The following is a 13640-nucleotide window of genomic DNA, read 5'->3' on the forward strand; positions in this document are numbered from 1 at the left end:
CACCCCGCCCCCTGATGACGCTGACAGCCGCTAGCAGCTTGTCAGGTAGCGAACCCTGCACGCCGTCCAACCACAGTGCGCCCGCCAGGATGACTTCGTTCAGCTACGGACAATCAGGCAGCCGGTTGAGCGTTTTGCGCGATCGGGCTGGCGCTGCGCAGCGCGTCCCAGACGGTCATGACCTGAGTGACTGCTGCGTTCAGCGTCTTGAACGACGCGCCGTCGCGCGCCAGTACCGACATGCCCAGCAGGAAACTGTCGAACATGGCGGCCAGCGCTGCCGGCGCCACCGTTGCTGGCAGCTCACCCGCAGCCATGGCACGTTCGATACACGCCACCATCGCAGCACGGTTCAAGGCTCTTGCCTCAGCGAGTGGCCGGGATATGGCTTGGCTTTCTTGCGTGCACGCACTCAGCAAACCCAGTGACACCAGGCAGCCTTTGGGATGGTCTGGCTCACACTGCATTTTTGCCGAGCGACGCAGCGTGCGTTCGATAGCGTCCCTGGGGGGCAGGGTGGTGTCGAACAGGCTTTCGGTCACCCGACCATGGGTGTTCAGATAACGCTCCATCACTTCACTGAACAGCGCCTGCTTGGAGCCAAAAGCGGCATAAAAGCTCGGCGCAGTGATGCCGCCGCCGATGCTGGCCTTGAGCTGGCTGAGCGAAGTCGCATCGTAGCCATGCTGCCAAAACAGATGCATTGCCTGCGTGATTGCCACGTCACGGTCAAACGTGCGCGGCCGTCCCATTCGAGCCATGAGTACCCCCTTTTCCAGTCATATAGATACTAGTCGATACATAAGTCATTGACCATCGTCCCTCGTCTACCTATATTCATACCGATCAGTATATTAGTCGGAGGGGTCCAATGATGACGAATGAGCGACAGGGCGCGACGCTGCCGTACGGGGCACTGCTGGCGCTGGCGATGACCGGTTTTATCTGCATTGTGACGGAGACGCTGCCAGCCGGGTTGCTGCCTGAAATTGGCGATGGTTTGGGCGTGTCCCCATCTTGGGCGGGGCAGATGGTGACCGTGTATGCGCTAGGATCATTGCTGGCAGCCATCCCGCTGACGATCGCGACGCGAAGCTGGCGCCGCCGGACGGTACTGCTGTTCACGGTCGTCGGCTTCCTGCTGTTCAACTCCCTCACGGCGCTGTCTTCTACATACTGGCTGACCCTGATTGCGCGTTTTTTTGCCGGTGTCTCTGCGGGATTGGCCTGGAGTCTGATCGGCGGCTACGCACGGCGAATGGTCAACCCCGACTTACAGGGTCGCGCCATGGCGGTAGCGATGGTGGGTACGCCCATCGCGTTGTCATTGGGTGTACCCCTTGGAACCTGGCTCGGTGGGGCGATTGGGTGGCGCATGTCGTTTGCCGTGATGTCCGGACTGACCCTGGTATTGATCGCATGGGTGCTGATCAAAGTCCCGGACTACCCGGGTCAATCACAATCGCAACGCATTGCTTTGCGCCAGGTCTTGTTCACGCCCGGCGTGCGCTCCGTTCTCGGCGTGGTAGTCACCTGGATGCTGGCCCACAACATCCTTTATACCTATGTCGCACCCTTTGTTTCTGCCGCCGGGCTTGGCCGTCATGTTGATTTGGTGCTGCTGGTATTCGGTACGGCGGCGCTGGCGGGCATTTGGCTAACGGGTCGGCTGGTCGATCGCCATCTACGAACAGCGGTGTTGGTCAGCCTCGCCACCTTCGCCGCCGTTTCGGTTTTCTTCGGCATGTTCCCAGGTTCTGCCATGGCCATTTATATCGGCGTGTTCATCTGGGGCATGACCTTCGGGGGCGCCGCAACATTGCTGCAAACGGCGCTGGCCGACGCAGCAGGCGAAGGCGCCGACGCTGCACTTTCGATGAACGTGGTGGCCTGGAACGGCGCCATCGCGGGCGGCGGACTGTTAGGCGGGATGTTGCTGGGCCAGTGGGGGGCGAGCGCTTTTCCTTGGGTGTTGCTGGCGTTGGTGCTGGGAAGCCTTGCCATAGCGTGTCGAGCGCGGGTGAGTGGCTTTCCCCAGGGAGAGAGGTTTGCCGGCCACGGTGCCACTGATCATTGAGCCCTGCGACTGCGTTGATTGCCTGCCAGCGTTTGTTGTCCTGAGACACAGAGAGAAGTGGTCACAAGGGCCGAAAAACGCTCGCGTCAATGGCCGCCACCGTGGCCTTGCCATTCAGATCGAGCGCTGATTGACGCGCGAGGAAAGCTGCTCGGCAGACTCTTTGCGCTCAGAGTACCTGTCCACCAGAAAGTCCTTGCGGTCACGCAGCAGCAGGGTGAACTTCACCAGCTCTTCCATCACGTCGACGATACGGTCGTAGTAGGGCGACGGCTTCATGCGATTGTGGTCATCGAACTCCATATAGGCCTTCGGGACGGAAGATTGGTTCGGGATGGTGACCATGCGCATCCACCGGCCCAGTACCCGCAGCTGGTTGACCACATTGAATGACTGCGAGCCGCCGCACACCTGCATGACCGCCAGGGTTTTGCCCTGAGTCGGGCGAACGGCGCCGAGCGCCAGGGGAATCCAGTCGATCTGCGCCTTGAACACCGCCGACATGGCGCCGTGGCGCTCCGGTGAGCACCACACCTGACCTTCCGACCACAGCACCAGATCACGCAGCTCCTGCACTTTTGGATGCTCCACCGGTACATCGTCCGGCAGCGGCAGGCCTGAGGGATTGAAAATACGTACCTCAGCGCCAAAGTGCTCGAGCAGGCGTGCTGCTTCTTCTACCGCCAGACGGCTGAAAGAGCGCTCGCGTGTCGATCCATACAGCAGGAGGATGCGCGGCTTGTGAGTGCTTGACGGCGTTGATGGCGGCTCGATGTCAAACAGGCTGAGATCGAGGTTGTGCAGTTCTTCTGACATAGGTGCTCCTGCTTAAAGGGTGGCGATTCGGTCAAGCTCGCGCTTGAGCTCTTGCGGGTTCATGAGGCTCAATGGAAGTTCGAAAAACGCTCGGCAGCGTCTTTCGATATGCGCCAGCGTCGCGGCGAATGCCGCGTTCACTGCTCGCTCATCACCGGCGACGTCTGAAGGATCCTCCAGCCCCCAGTGCGACTTCAGCGCCGGGCCGAAATAGACCGGACAGGCCTCGCCAGCCGCCTTGTCGCAGACCGTGATGACAATATCCGCAGGGCAATCCCTGAACGCATCATTGCCCTTGCTGCTCAGCCCTTCGGTCGAGACGCCGGCCAGTTGCAGGGTGGTCAGGGTGCGAGGCAGAACCTGTCCTCCGGGATGGCTTCCGGAACTCACCGCTTCAAAGCCTGCGGGTGCCAGGTGATTAAACAGCGCTTCGGACAATATGCTGCGACAGCTGTTGGCCGTGCACATGAACAGAACTCGCATCGATAGCTCCTGCCGCCGTGTGGCGGGCATCAAAGGCTCAGGCGCAGGGCCAGGGCACAAAGGGTGATCAATAGAACCGGCAGAGTCAGCCAGACGCCGACCTTGAAGTAATAACCCCAGGTGATGCGCATGCCTTTGCGTTCCAGCACGTGCAGCCAGAGCAGCGTGGCAAGACTTCCGATCGGGGTGATTTTCGGGCCCAGGTCGCAGCCGATGACGTTGGCGTAGATCATTGCCTCACGCACCACACCTTCGGCGCCGCTGGCCTGGATCGACAACGCCCCCAGCAGCACGCTGGGCATGTTGTTCATCACTGAAGAGAGCAACGCCGAGAGCAGGCCGGTGCCCAGGGTGGCGCTCCACAATCCGTTCGCTGCCAGTGAATCGAGCACCCGGGTAAGCAGATCCGTGAGCCCGGCATTTTTCAAGCCGTAGACAACCAGGTACATGCCCAGGGAGAAGATCACCACCTGCCAGGGGGCTTCGCGCAATACCCGGCGGGTCGAGATCCGCTGGCCTCGGGCTGCCACCGCAAAAAGGATGGCGGCGCAGGTGGCGGCAACCACGCTGATCGGGATGCCCAGCGGTTCCAGCGCGAACAGTCCGAGGAGCAGAGCCAGCAAAATCCACCCGCCGACAATGAACGTGGCAGGGTCACGGATGGCGGCTTTGGGGTGCTGCAGGGCATCGAGCGGATACTGCCTTGGCAGGTCGCGGCGAAAGAACAGAAACAACACCAGCAGCGTGGCGGCGACACTGACCAGGTTCACCGGCGCCATCACCGAGGCGTACTCAGCAAAGCCGAGGTGGAAGTAGTCGGCGGAGACGATGTTGACCAGGTTTGATACCACCAGCGGCAAGCTGGCCGTGTCCGCGATAAATCCTGCGGCCATGACAAACGCCAGGGTCGCTGCGGGGGAGAAACGCAACGCCATCAGCATCGACATGACGATCGGGGTCAGGATCAGCGCCGCGCCGTCGTTGGCGAACAGTGCCGAGACCGCCGCGCCCAGCAAGATGCAGAAGGCAAAAAGCCGATAGCCACTGCCATTGGCCCAGCGCGCGACGTGAAGCGCCGCCCATTGGAAGAACCCAGCTTCATCAAGTAGCAGGCTGATGACGATGATCGCAATGAAGGTCGCGGTGGCATTCCAGACGATGGCCCAGACCGTCGGAATATCCTGCAGTGAGACCGCACCCACGGCAAGGGCGAGCACGGCACCCAGGGCCGCACTCCAGCCTACACCCAGCCCTCTGGGCTGCCAGATGACCAGGATGAGGGTGAATACGAAAACAGCAACGGCAGACAGCATCACAGGCTCGCTCGGTCGATTCAGCAGCAGGCGGTTTCGCGGACAGGGCGCCCGTCCATGTTCTGCAGGCGTGCGGCGTTGATCTGCAGCCAATCTGCGTTGGCCAGCATCGTCACCTCAAGCATCTCATTCACCCACCTTGGCAGGTCGGGGTTGAGGCGGTAGTAGACCCACTGGCCTTGACGACGGTCCAGCAACAGCCCGCTGCTGCGCAGTTGTGCAAGATGACGGCTGATTTTTGGCTGGCTGTCATCCAACGCGCACATCAGCTCGCAGACGCACAGCTCGCCTTGGCTTGCGATCAGCAGCGTGGCCCGAGCGCGAGTTTCGTCAGCCAGGCTTTTGAAGACCTCAGGAGGAGTGATCATGGGAAGTGCCTTAAATATGGATAATCGAATATACGCATATCCATATGTCTATGGCAACCCGGATGTCGAAACGGATGGGCCGCTCGATCAAGTACGCAGGACGAAAAGGGCGGCATATGGGGTGGCGGGTGTCCGCGCTTTGCACGCGCACACCTTATCTGCCGGCCACTGCCACGAGTGCGGGAATCGCCTAGGGTTTTGCGCCATTAGCCGCCGCTCATTATTCACTGCTATTGGTTGGAACTGCTGCGCGGCTTCGCGGCCTTAACCTGACAACCGGCAAGAGGACACAGCGATGAATAACGACCAGTTCAATCAGTACGATGCGCAACGCTTCGAGCTTCAGGTGGCGACGGAGTTGGGCATCAGCGTCGAGGAGCTGAAAACCTGGATGATCAACGATATAGAACGGGTCACCGAGGGCGGCAAGGACGTGGGCCACATGGTGGTTTTCCGCGAATCGACCCCGGCTGAAGTCCTCGATAAACTGCGCAACAGGCAAAGCCATTTCACCGCGATGACCGGGGTGATCGCTTAGCACCAGGAACAGTAGAGATGCACATGGATGTCGAAACCGCCCTTCGTATCGAGGCCGCTGAAAGGGATTACTTGCGCACGCGCGTGCAGAACCTGACCCGCATCGCGGGTAATCCCTACGGCGCCGAGGTTTTCTCAAATGCAGGGCAGGCGTGTTTTCAGGTGACAGCCTCGCCCAGCCCCATGCTTAACCGCATCTACGGCGACAGCACCCACGAGCCACAGGCCATCGTGGACCTGCTGGCCCGCTCGGTTGACTGTTCGGCCGTCACAGCCCTGATCGGGCCGCCGTCATCCCTGGAACACAATGTGTGCATGGCCGGTCGTCAGCTGCAGCGCTTGAAGGGGTGGACGCACTTGCAGCTCGCTTGTGCCATCGAGCAGACGCTGGTCAGTGACCATCCGTTCGACATCGAGCAGATCACCCCGCAGACGTTTCGCGCCTTCGCAAAGATCCATGCCGATGGCTTTCATACCAAAGCGGCGCAGCGGCTGGTCAATCAGGCGTCGTTCGACAGTTTGCAGGCAGATGATTCGTTGAAAATCTATGTGATCAAGGAAGGTGCAGAGGTGGTTGCGTGCGCCGTGATGTACCTTGCGAGCAATGGTGTGGCGTACCTTGGCACCGCGGCCACAGGTAAACAAGCGCGCGGGCGAGGCTATCATGCAGCACTGATCGCTCACCGGGTGGGTCAGGCCAGGGAACACGGTTGCAGTCTGGTTGCGGCCACTGCATTGGCCAACTCGCAAAGCCGGCGCAATTTGCAGCGAGCAGGATTGAAGGTATCGCATGCCCAGGGCCTGTATCGCTTGCACGACCCTGAGTAACCCCGGTTGCCGATTGCTTTTGACCGCCATAAGCGCATCGAACGATATACTGCGGGCCCCTCAGGCAGCGTTCGAGACAAGCCCATGCGTCAGGTTTTACTTATCGTCGATATCCAGTCCACGTTCAGTCCCCCGGAGTGGCTTGTCGACGGTGCGCGGGCGTTCTCTGCACAGATCCCGACCATTGCCTCGGTCGAGCTGCATGATGAGCAGGTCACGCCATTCCACCGGCAGCTGGGCTGGCATCCGGCGGCACAGGATCAGAGCCTGGTCGAGGCAGACAAGGTATTTGTGAAGCATGGCTACGGGCAGACTGTCGAGACCATCGACTACATCAGACAAATGGGTGTGGAGCGTGTGCTGGTGTGTGGCATGCAGACCGAGACCTGCGTGCTCGCCGCCGGGTTTGCGCTGTTCGATGCAGGGCTGGCCCCTACGCTGGTGACCGATCTGACGGTGGGGTCATCGATGGACAGGTCAGGCCAGCTGGGGATTGACCTGTGGAAGCATCACTTCGGCCAGGTCATCACCAGGGCGCAGGTGCTTGCCGAGCTTCAAGCCTCTGACTCCCGCGCCCACACCGGCCAGCCACAGGATCTGTAGACACCGGTGCAGCTTGGGCTACAACCATCAGCTCGGAGCAGGCGTGTCCGACTCCGGACTGGATTCGGCAGCCAGTTTCAACCGGTCAGCCTTACTGATGTACCGGGTCTTGCTGGCAGGGGCGAGCTTGGCGCTGGCCTTCTTGGCATGCGCCTGTAACAGTTGTTTGATCTTTTTACGACGATTCATACGGTTCTACCGGCTTTTGAGTTTTTCAGCGATCTGAGCTCAAGACGATCGAGCCGGATCTATTTCTTCTGGGCTTTGGCCTCTGCGGCCAGGCACTCAAGGGCAAATTGCTCTGTGTACGTCATTTGGATGGGTGTGGTCTCGCCCTTGACCGTCCTTTCGCCTTCAAGAATGTACTTGATGCGCTTGTCGGTTACACCGATACGCTTGGCGATCCACAAGGGTGTCTGTCCAATGCGCGAAATCAACTTGTCGGCATATTCGGTCGAAGGGTTGTAGTGTTCTGCGTTGGGGGTCATGTGAGGTCCGGATGAAGGTGGGCGCTGTGCGTTTGGCAAGTATGCAACACGGCGCCGCAAAGAGTGGCATATGTCGAGACTTCAATCGCCTTGCTGACGAACAGTATCGTCCACGCTCTGCGGCAGGCGTCACGCCATCGACGAATTGCCAGAACGATCCATGCCGCCGCGCAACGGCTTGCTCGGTTGCCGACACTGATTCAGCAGTTTGCCTGAAGTGATGCACGGTGGCGCTGTCTGCAGTTCGCTAGACGCCTGATTCGCGGCCCTCTGTTGGCTGGCATGAAGAGTGCGAGGTTTGCTCCACGCGATCTATAACCTTGAGATATCACTGCCATGAATGACCCCAGCCAAGTGCCCGGGCTGCTGATCCGTGCCCCTGTCCCCGATGACGCCCAAGCGATTGCCATGCTGCACATTCGCAGTTGGCAGGCGACTTATCGGGGGCTGCTCTCCGATGGCTACCTGAGCGCGCTGGATGGCAGCGTGGAACGACGCGTGGCGTTCCTGAGCAAAGCCATCGAGGAGCAAAGCCTGGCCATTCGGGTCGCCGAAGTGGAAGGTTTGATCGTCGGCTGGAGTTCGTTCGGCCCAAGCCGTGGCGAGGACGCCTGCGCAGGCGACGGTGAACTGATGGCCATCTACCTGGATCCGCACGCCTGGGGCCGCGGCATTGGCTCGGCATTGTGGTCCGCAGTGCGTCAGTGGCTGGTCGACGAGGGTTACCATCGCGTCAGCGCATGGGTGCTGGATGGCAACCAGCGCGCCAGCCGCTTCTACCAAAAGTCAGGCTTCATGCCGCAAGCGGCCAGTCAGCGTGTTGTCGAAGAGAACGGCGAAGGGCTGCCGTTGACGCGTTACAGCCTGCTTCTGGGCGCTGGCGAGTAGATGTTTGCCAACGGCCTTTGCCCTGCGAAACCGTGCCGTGGCGTTTCGCCAGTGGGTACCGGCGCGGGAGGGTAGGCCGATGGCATGTGGTCAGGGCAGCGGCGGCAAGCAGTTCCGATGCTTGCCACGGCAGATCCAGCGGGGTGGCGCAAAGTGTCGCTGCTCTAAAAACCGGCCTTGCTGGTAGAATCGGTCTGGTTAATCCTCACACCCCTGAGAAATCGCATGAATACAGAATTGACGGAAGAAGAGATGCGCCGCGCGCTGTTCGGTGGTGCCGAGTCCCCAGCGCCGGTGAGTGCGCCAGCGGCGCCAGACCCGGTCCCGCAGATCGTGATCGAGCCGCCGGTGAAGACCGTGGCGAAAAAGAAGATTGCCAAAGCCTTTACTCCAAGGCTCAGGGTCACCCTGCGGGTGGGCAATGAGTTCGAAGGCCAGATGCACGAGATCGTGCATGAGGCGGATACGCTGAGCACCCTGCTGGCGGAGCAAGAAGCGACCAAGGCGGCCAGAAAGAAATTCAGGTTTGTCGAAGTGGTGTCGGTCAAAACCATGTGAGGCGGCCAATCACCGAGGGTGTGAGCCACCTGAAGCAGGCGATGTCCGCCATGCCAACGCCTCCCAGACAGGTAACGAGAATGCAGCACGTCATGCTGAACCGCTTTTTTTCTGGACTGCTGGCCCTGTTGCTGCTGTGCATCACCTTGCCAACGCTTGCCCAATCTTCGCCTTCTCAGACCGCTGACTCCAGCGCTCTGTCGACGCCAGCCGACGGCGCGACGCTGGAGGAGCTCAACAATCAACTGGACCTGATCCGGCAGAAGGTCACCGTCAGCGCCAATGACGACCTGCTCTCGACTCTGCGCCAGGCGGCGCTGCAGGTGCAGAAGCAGGCTGACGCGCTGGTTGCCGAGCAAGCCGCAACCATCGAGCACCTCAACGACCAGCTCAACATCCTTGGTCCGGTGCAGCCTGATGAGCCGCAGAGCATCGCCAGCCAACGCAAGGCGGTGAGCACACAGAAGAACGCGCTGGTCAGTGACGAGCGCCAGACCAATGCACTGAGTCAGTCCGCCCGCGACCTGGCGACACAGATTTTCAGCCTGCGCCGCAGCCTGTTCGACTCACAGATCAGCACCCGCTCGGCCAGCCCCCTGAGCTCGACGTTCTGGTCCACGATGATCCGCCCCACCGACGACGACCTGGGACGTCTGCGCGGCCTTTACGACGATCTCCAGAGCGCCGTCAGCACAGCGCTGGCACCGGGCAAGCGCCTGTTCTTCAGTTTCGTGCTGGTCGCTGCCTTGTTGATCTGGGTGGTGGGTCGACGGTTGATGGAACAACTGTTGATCTGGCTGATGGTCCGCTGGCTGCCCGAGGGTCGCCTGCGGCGAAGCGCGCTGGCGCTGACCGTAGGCCTTACGACAGTGCTGACCATCGGCGCCGCCACTTCCTTGCTGCGCTGGGGCATCGATAGCAACGCGGTGTTGAGTGCCGACGTGCTCAACCTGCTGAATCAAATGCAGACGCTGATCATCTTCTGCGCCTTCATCGTCGGCCTGGGCCGCGGGCTGTTGATGCTGTCTCATCCCTCCTGGCGCTTACCGCAGATCCCGGACCAGATCGCCAGCGCCGTAGGCTATTTCCCGGTATTACTGGCACTGGCGCTGGTGATCATCGGCACCCAGGAACGGATCAACAACGTGATCGCCAGCAGCCTGGCGCTCACGGTAGCGGTCAACGGCCTGACAGCACTGGCCGTTTCCCTGGTGTTCTTCTTCGCCTTGCTGCGCTACCGCCGAACCCGTCGCAAGTTCGATCTCGAGCGGCTGCCCAGTTTCGCCGGCCTGATCCCGTTCGTAGTGGCCGTGTGGGTGGGCCTGAGCTTGCTGGCGCTGTTGAGCGGCTACCTGACATTGGCGTACTTCCTGACCGTCAAGCTGCTGTGGATGAGCGTAGTGGCCGCCACGGCCTATCTGTTGATCGCCTGTTTCGGTGATATCTGCGAAACCCTGCTATCGCCCAAACAACCTGGCGGCATGGCGCTCGGCGCAGCCCTGGGTCTGTCCGCCAGTCACCAGGCCCAGGCCAGCACGCTGCTGGCGGGCGTCGGTCGTACCTTGCTGTTGTTCACGGCGGTGTTGCTTGCGTTCATGCCGTCGGGCTCCAGTCCCGGCGAGTTGCTCGAAGGTTTTACCCAACTGGATTTCGGCAACAAGCCGCTGGGCGGGCTGAACATCGTCCCGGGCGACATCCTTCTGGCCCTGGGCGTTCTGGCGGTCGGCATGCTCGGCATCCGAGTACTCAAGGAATGGCTGGGCGAGCGCCTGCTGCCGGAAACCAGTATGGACGCCGGCATGCGTGCTTCGCTGGTGACCCTGGTCGGTTACATCGGGGTGGTCCTGCTCGGTATCGTGGTGATGTCCACATTGCATGTCAGCCTCACCAACCTCACCTGGGTGGTCAGTGCATTGTCGGTGGGGATTGGTTTCGGCCTGCAAGCGATCGTGCAGAACTTCATTTCCGGCTTGATCCTGCTCACTGAACGGCCGGTCAAAGTGGGCGACTGGGTCAGCCTGGCCGGCGTGGAAGGCGATATCCGGCGAATCAACGTGCGTGCCACGGAAATCCAGATGTCCGACCGCTCCACGGTGATCGTGCCGAACTCCCAGTTCATTACCCAGAACGTACGCAACGTCACCATGGGCAACGCACTGGGCGTCGTTGGCATTTCCCTGACCCTGCCGCTGGATACCGATGTGCTGCAGATACGCGAACTGCTGCTGCAAGCCTTCACCGAGCATGAGGCCATCCTCGACACGCCGGCGCCGTCGGTCTCGTTCAAGGACCTGACCACTTCAGGGCTGATCATCAGCGTCAGCGGCTATGTCAACAGCCCGCGTTCGGTAGGCGGGGCGCGAAGCGACTTGTTGTTCACCGTGCTCGGGCGCTTGCGCGAACTGGGCATTGCCTTGTCGTCACCGCAGAGCATGGTGCTGGTCAACGAAAGCCTCGAAAAGGCTCAGCCAGAGGAGTGACGGGGCCGCATCGCTGAACAGATCTGCCCTGACGCGGGGAACGCGGCTCGTCTCTGGGCCGCATCCAGACCAGAGTATGTAAAAACCCTCTCGATCGCTCCCACGCTCCGCGTGGTAGCACCTCGCTAGACGCTGCGCATCGCCTATAGGGTGACGCAGAGCGTCACGGGCTGCATTCCCACGCAGAGCGTGGGAATGATCGCTCTACGCGCAGCCGGTTTTCGATTCTGCACCTGTGGCGCCGCCCGGTTTTTGATCGCTCCCACGCTCCGCGTGGTAGCACCTCGCTAGACGCTCCGCGTCGCCTAGCGGGTGACGCAGAGCGTCACGGGCTGCATTCCCACGCAGAGCGTGGGAACGATCGCTCTACGCGCAGCCGGTTTTCGATTCTGCACCTGTGGCGCCGCCTGTTTTTTGATCCTTTGATCGCTCCCACGCTCCGCGTGGTAGCGCCTCGCTAGATGCTCCGCGTCGCCTGTCGGGTGACGCAGAGCGTCACGGGCTGCATTCCCACGCGGAGCGTGGAAACGATCTCAATACGCGCAGCCGGTTTTTGATTCTGGACCGGTGGCGCCGCCCGGTTTTTGATCGCTCCCACGCTCCGCGTGGTAGCACCTCGCTAGACGCTCCGCGTCGCCTAGCGGGTGACGCAGAGCGTCACGGGCTGCATTCCCACGCAGAGCGTGGGAACGATCCCTCTACGCGCAGCCGGTTTTCGATTCTGGACCGGTGGCGCAGTAGGCGCTTCATCCCTGCGGCCTGCGCTGAAAGAGCAGCGCTTAGCGCGCGGTGGCATCGCTCAATCGGGCTTCAGTCAGGGTTTGCAGCTCGGCGAAACTCAGCTCCGGTATGATCTCGATCACTTGCAGGCCGGTGGCCGTAACGTCGATCACGCACAGGTCGGTGTAGATGCGGTCGACGCAGCCTTTACCGGTCACTGGATAGCTAAGCTTCTCGACGATTTTCGGCGCGCCTTCCTTGGTCAGGTGCTCGGTGACAACGAAGACTTTCTTCGCCCCGATGGCCAGGTCCATCGCCCCGCCAACGGCAGGAATGGCGTTCGCGTCGCCGGTGTGCCAGTTGGCCAGATCGCCATTGCCGGCGACCTGAAACGCACCCAGGACGCAGATGTCCAGGTGCCCGCCGCGCATCATGGCAAAGGAGTCGCCGTGATGGAAAAAGCTCCCGCCTTTGAGCATGGTGACGAATTCCTTGCCGGCATTGATCAGCTCCGGGTCCTCCTCACCCTTGGCCGGCGGCGGACCAAAGGCCAGCAGGCCGTTTTCCGAATGCAGGAAGATCTCCTTGTCGGCGGGCAGGTAACTGGCGATTTTGGTCGGCAGGCCGATGCCAAGATTGACGTAGGCGCCTTCCGGAATGTCCTGGGCGACTCGTTGCGCGATGCTGTCGCGCGAGCGTTTTGTGTAAGTCATGGTCAAGCCTCCGCAACCTGGTCAGGGGCGCCGACGCGCACCACGTGCTGGACAAAAATACCGGGGGTGACGATATGTTCCGGGTCCAGGGCGCCCAGTTCGACGATATCCCTGACTTGCGCAATGGTGGTCGTGGCTGCCATCGCCATGATCGGCCCGAAATTACGTGCCGACTTGCGATACACCAGGTTGCCCCAGCGGTCGCCCTGGTAAGCCTTGATCAGGGCGAAGTCGGCTTTGAGCGGATACTCCAGCACGTAATGCTTGCCGTCGATCGCGCGGACCTCCTTGCCTTCGGCCAGCAAAGTGCCGTAGCCGGTGGGGGTAAATACCGCACCCAGACCGGAACCGGCCGCCTGGATTCGGCAGGCCAGGTTGCCCTGCGGGACCACCTCCAGTTCGATCTTGCCCGCGCGATACAGGCCGTCGAACACCCAGGAATCCGCCTGCCGAGGGAAGGAACAGATGATCTTGCGCACCTGACCCGACTTCAACAGCAGTGCCAGGCCGTAATCGCCGTTGCCCGCGTTATTGCTGATCACGACCAGGTCCTTGGCGCCATGCTCGATCAGTGCGTCGATGAGTTCGGCCGGCTGTCCGGCCGGGCCGAAGCCGCCAATCATAATAGTGGCGCCATCGTGGATCTGGCTGACCGCGTCAATCAACGAGGTTTTGGTTTTATCTAGCACTTGTCCCTCCCGCATGAGGATAAAGTAATCATGAATCGTGCAACGCCGGGCCTGATTAACTGGAACATATAACCGGCGG

General features: G+C 61.1%; 16 protein-coding genes. 7 read left to right on the top strand and 9 right to left on the bottom strand.

Annotation, left to right across the window (positions count from 1 at the left end; translation table 11 throughout):
* Positions 1–113 precede the first annotated feature (113 nt).
* Entirely contained in the window at positions 114–761 is a 648-nt protein-coding gene (locus ACI2KS_RS12055) for a TetR/AcrR family transcriptional regulator (protein ID WP_404620367.1), read from the bottom strand.
* Between the two features lie 110 nt (positions 762–871).
* On the opposite strand from ACI2KS_RS12055, the gene ACI2KS_RS12060 reads away from it, so the two are divergent.
* A complete protein-coding gene (locus tag ACI2KS_RS12060) occupies positions 872–2077 on the top strand; it encodes an MFS transporter (RefSeq protein ID WP_404620369.1) in 1206 nt (401 codons plus the stop codon).
* 114 nt (positions 2078–2191) lie between these two features.
* Here the strand turns inward: ACI2KS_RS12060 and arsH are convergent, their stop codons facing one another.
* Genes arsH through ACI2KS_RS12080 form a run of 4 tightly spaced genes read right to left on the bottom strand, consistent with a single transcriptional unit; the run spans position 2192 to position 5057 of the window.
* The gene (arsH, locus tag ACI2KS_RS12065; protein WP_404620371.1) at positions 2192–2893 is read right to left on the bottom strand and encodes an arsenical resistance protein ArsH; all 702 of its coding nucleotides are present in this window, start codon (positions 2891–2893) and stop codon (positions 2192–2194) included.
* A gap of 12 nt (positions 2894–2905) precedes the next feature.
* The gene (locus ACI2KS_RS12070; RefSeq protein ID WP_404620373.1) at positions 2906–3376 is read right to left on the bottom strand and encodes an arsenate reductase ArsC; all 471 of its coding nucleotides are present in this window, start codon (positions 3374–3376) and stop codon (positions 2906–2908) included.
* Positions 3377–3405: 29 nt separating this feature from the next.
* The gene (locus tag ACI2KS_RS12075) at positions 3406–4689 is read right to left on the bottom strand and encodes an arsenic transporter (RefSeq protein ID WP_404620375.1); all 1284 of its coding nucleotides are present in this window, start codon (positions 4687–4689) and stop codon (positions 3406–3408) included.
* Positions 4690–4709: 20 nt separating this feature from the next.
* Positions 4710–5057, bottom strand: a complete 348-nt coding sequence (locus ACI2KS_RS12080; RefSeq protein WP_404620377.1) for a metalloregulator ArsR/SmtB family transcription factor — start codon at positions 5055–5057, stop codon at positions 4710–4712.
* A 295-nt stretch (positions 5058–5352) separates the two neighbouring features.
* Between ACI2KS_RS12080 and ACI2KS_RS12085 the strand changes: the two genes are divergently transcribed.
* The 3 genes from ACI2KS_RS12085 to ACI2KS_RS12095 all read left to right on the top strand — a co-directional run bounded on the left by ACI2KS_RS12085 (position 5353) and on the right by ACI2KS_RS12095 (position 7025).
* Complete coding sequence (locus tag ACI2KS_RS12085; RefSeq protein ID WP_404620379.1) at positions 5353–5595, top strand: hypothetical protein; 243 nt, start codon at positions 5353–5355, stop codon at positions 5593–5595.
* 23 nt (positions 5596–5618) lie between these two features.
* Complete coding sequence (locus tag ACI2KS_RS12090) at positions 5619–6422, top strand: GNAT family N-acetyltransferase (protein WP_404620381.1); 804 nt, start codon at positions 5619–5621, stop codon at positions 6420–6422.
* 84 nt (positions 6423–6506) lie between these two features.
* Positions 6507–7025: a cysteine hydrolase family protein gene (locus ACI2KS_RS12095; protein ID WP_404620383.1), complete on the top strand. Its 519-nt coding sequence runs from the start codon at positions 6507–6509 to the stop codon at positions 7023–7025.
* Between the two features lie 27 nt (positions 7026–7052).
* Here the strand turns inward: ACI2KS_RS12095 and ACI2KS_RS12100 are convergent, their stop codons facing one another.
* Together ACI2KS_RS12100 and ACI2KS_RS12105 are read right to left on the bottom strand one after the other, a co-directional pair.
* A complete protein-coding gene (locus ACI2KS_RS12100; RefSeq protein ID WP_404620385.1) occupies positions 7053–7214 on the bottom strand; it encodes a DUF2986 domain-containing protein in 162 nt (53 codons plus the stop codon).
* Between the two features lie 59 nt (positions 7215–7273).
* Positions 7274–7513, bottom strand: a complete 240-nt coding sequence (locus tag ACI2KS_RS12105) for a hypothetical protein (RefSeq protein WP_404620386.1) — start codon at positions 7511–7513, stop codon at positions 7274–7276.
* A 336-nt stretch (positions 7514–7849) separates the two neighbouring features.
* Here ACI2KS_RS12105 and ACI2KS_RS12110 point away from each other — a divergent pair, with 336 nt between their 5' ends.
* The 3 genes from ACI2KS_RS12110 to ACI2KS_RS12120 all read left to right on the top strand — a co-directional run bounded on the left by ACI2KS_RS12110 (position 7850) and on the right by ACI2KS_RS12120 (position 11439).
* A complete protein-coding gene (locus tag ACI2KS_RS12110; RefSeq protein WP_404620388.1) occupies positions 7850–8401 on the top strand; it encodes a GNAT family N-acetyltransferase in 552 nt (183 codons plus the stop codon).
* Positions 8402–8626: 225 nt separating this feature from the next.
* Positions 8627–8959, top strand: coding sequence for a hypothetical protein (locus ACI2KS_RS12115; RefSeq protein ID WP_404620390.1), 333 nt, complete (start codon positions 8627–8629; stop codon positions 8957–8959).
* Positions 8960–9039: 80 nt separating this feature from the next.
* On the top strand, positions 9040–11439 hold the full coding sequence (locus ACI2KS_RS12120) for a DUF3772 domain-containing protein (protein WP_404620391.1): 2400 nt from the start codon (positions 9040–9042) through the stop codon (positions 11437–11439).
* Positions 11440–12218: 779 nt separating this feature from the next.
* Here ACI2KS_RS12120 and ACI2KS_RS12125 read toward each other — a convergent pair.
* Entirely contained in the window at positions 12219–12872 is a 654-nt protein-coding gene (locus ACI2KS_RS12125) for a 3-oxoacid CoA-transferase subunit B (RefSeq protein WP_404620393.1), read from the bottom strand.
* A 2-nt stretch (positions 12873–12874) separates the two neighbouring features.
* Positions 12875–13561 (bottom strand): 3-oxoacid CoA-transferase subunit A, encoded by a 687-nt coding sequence (locus tag ACI2KS_RS12130; RefSeq protein WP_404620395.1) that lies wholly within the window; start codon positions 13559–13561, stop codon positions 12875–12877.
* Positions 13562–13640: the final 79 nt, after the last annotated feature.

Origin of the sequence: Pseudomonas sp. NPDC087358, assembly GCF_044900785.1 — a bacterium.
GTDB lineage: Bacteria > Pseudomonadota > Gammaproteobacteria > Pseudomonadales > Pseudomonadaceae > Aquipseudomonas.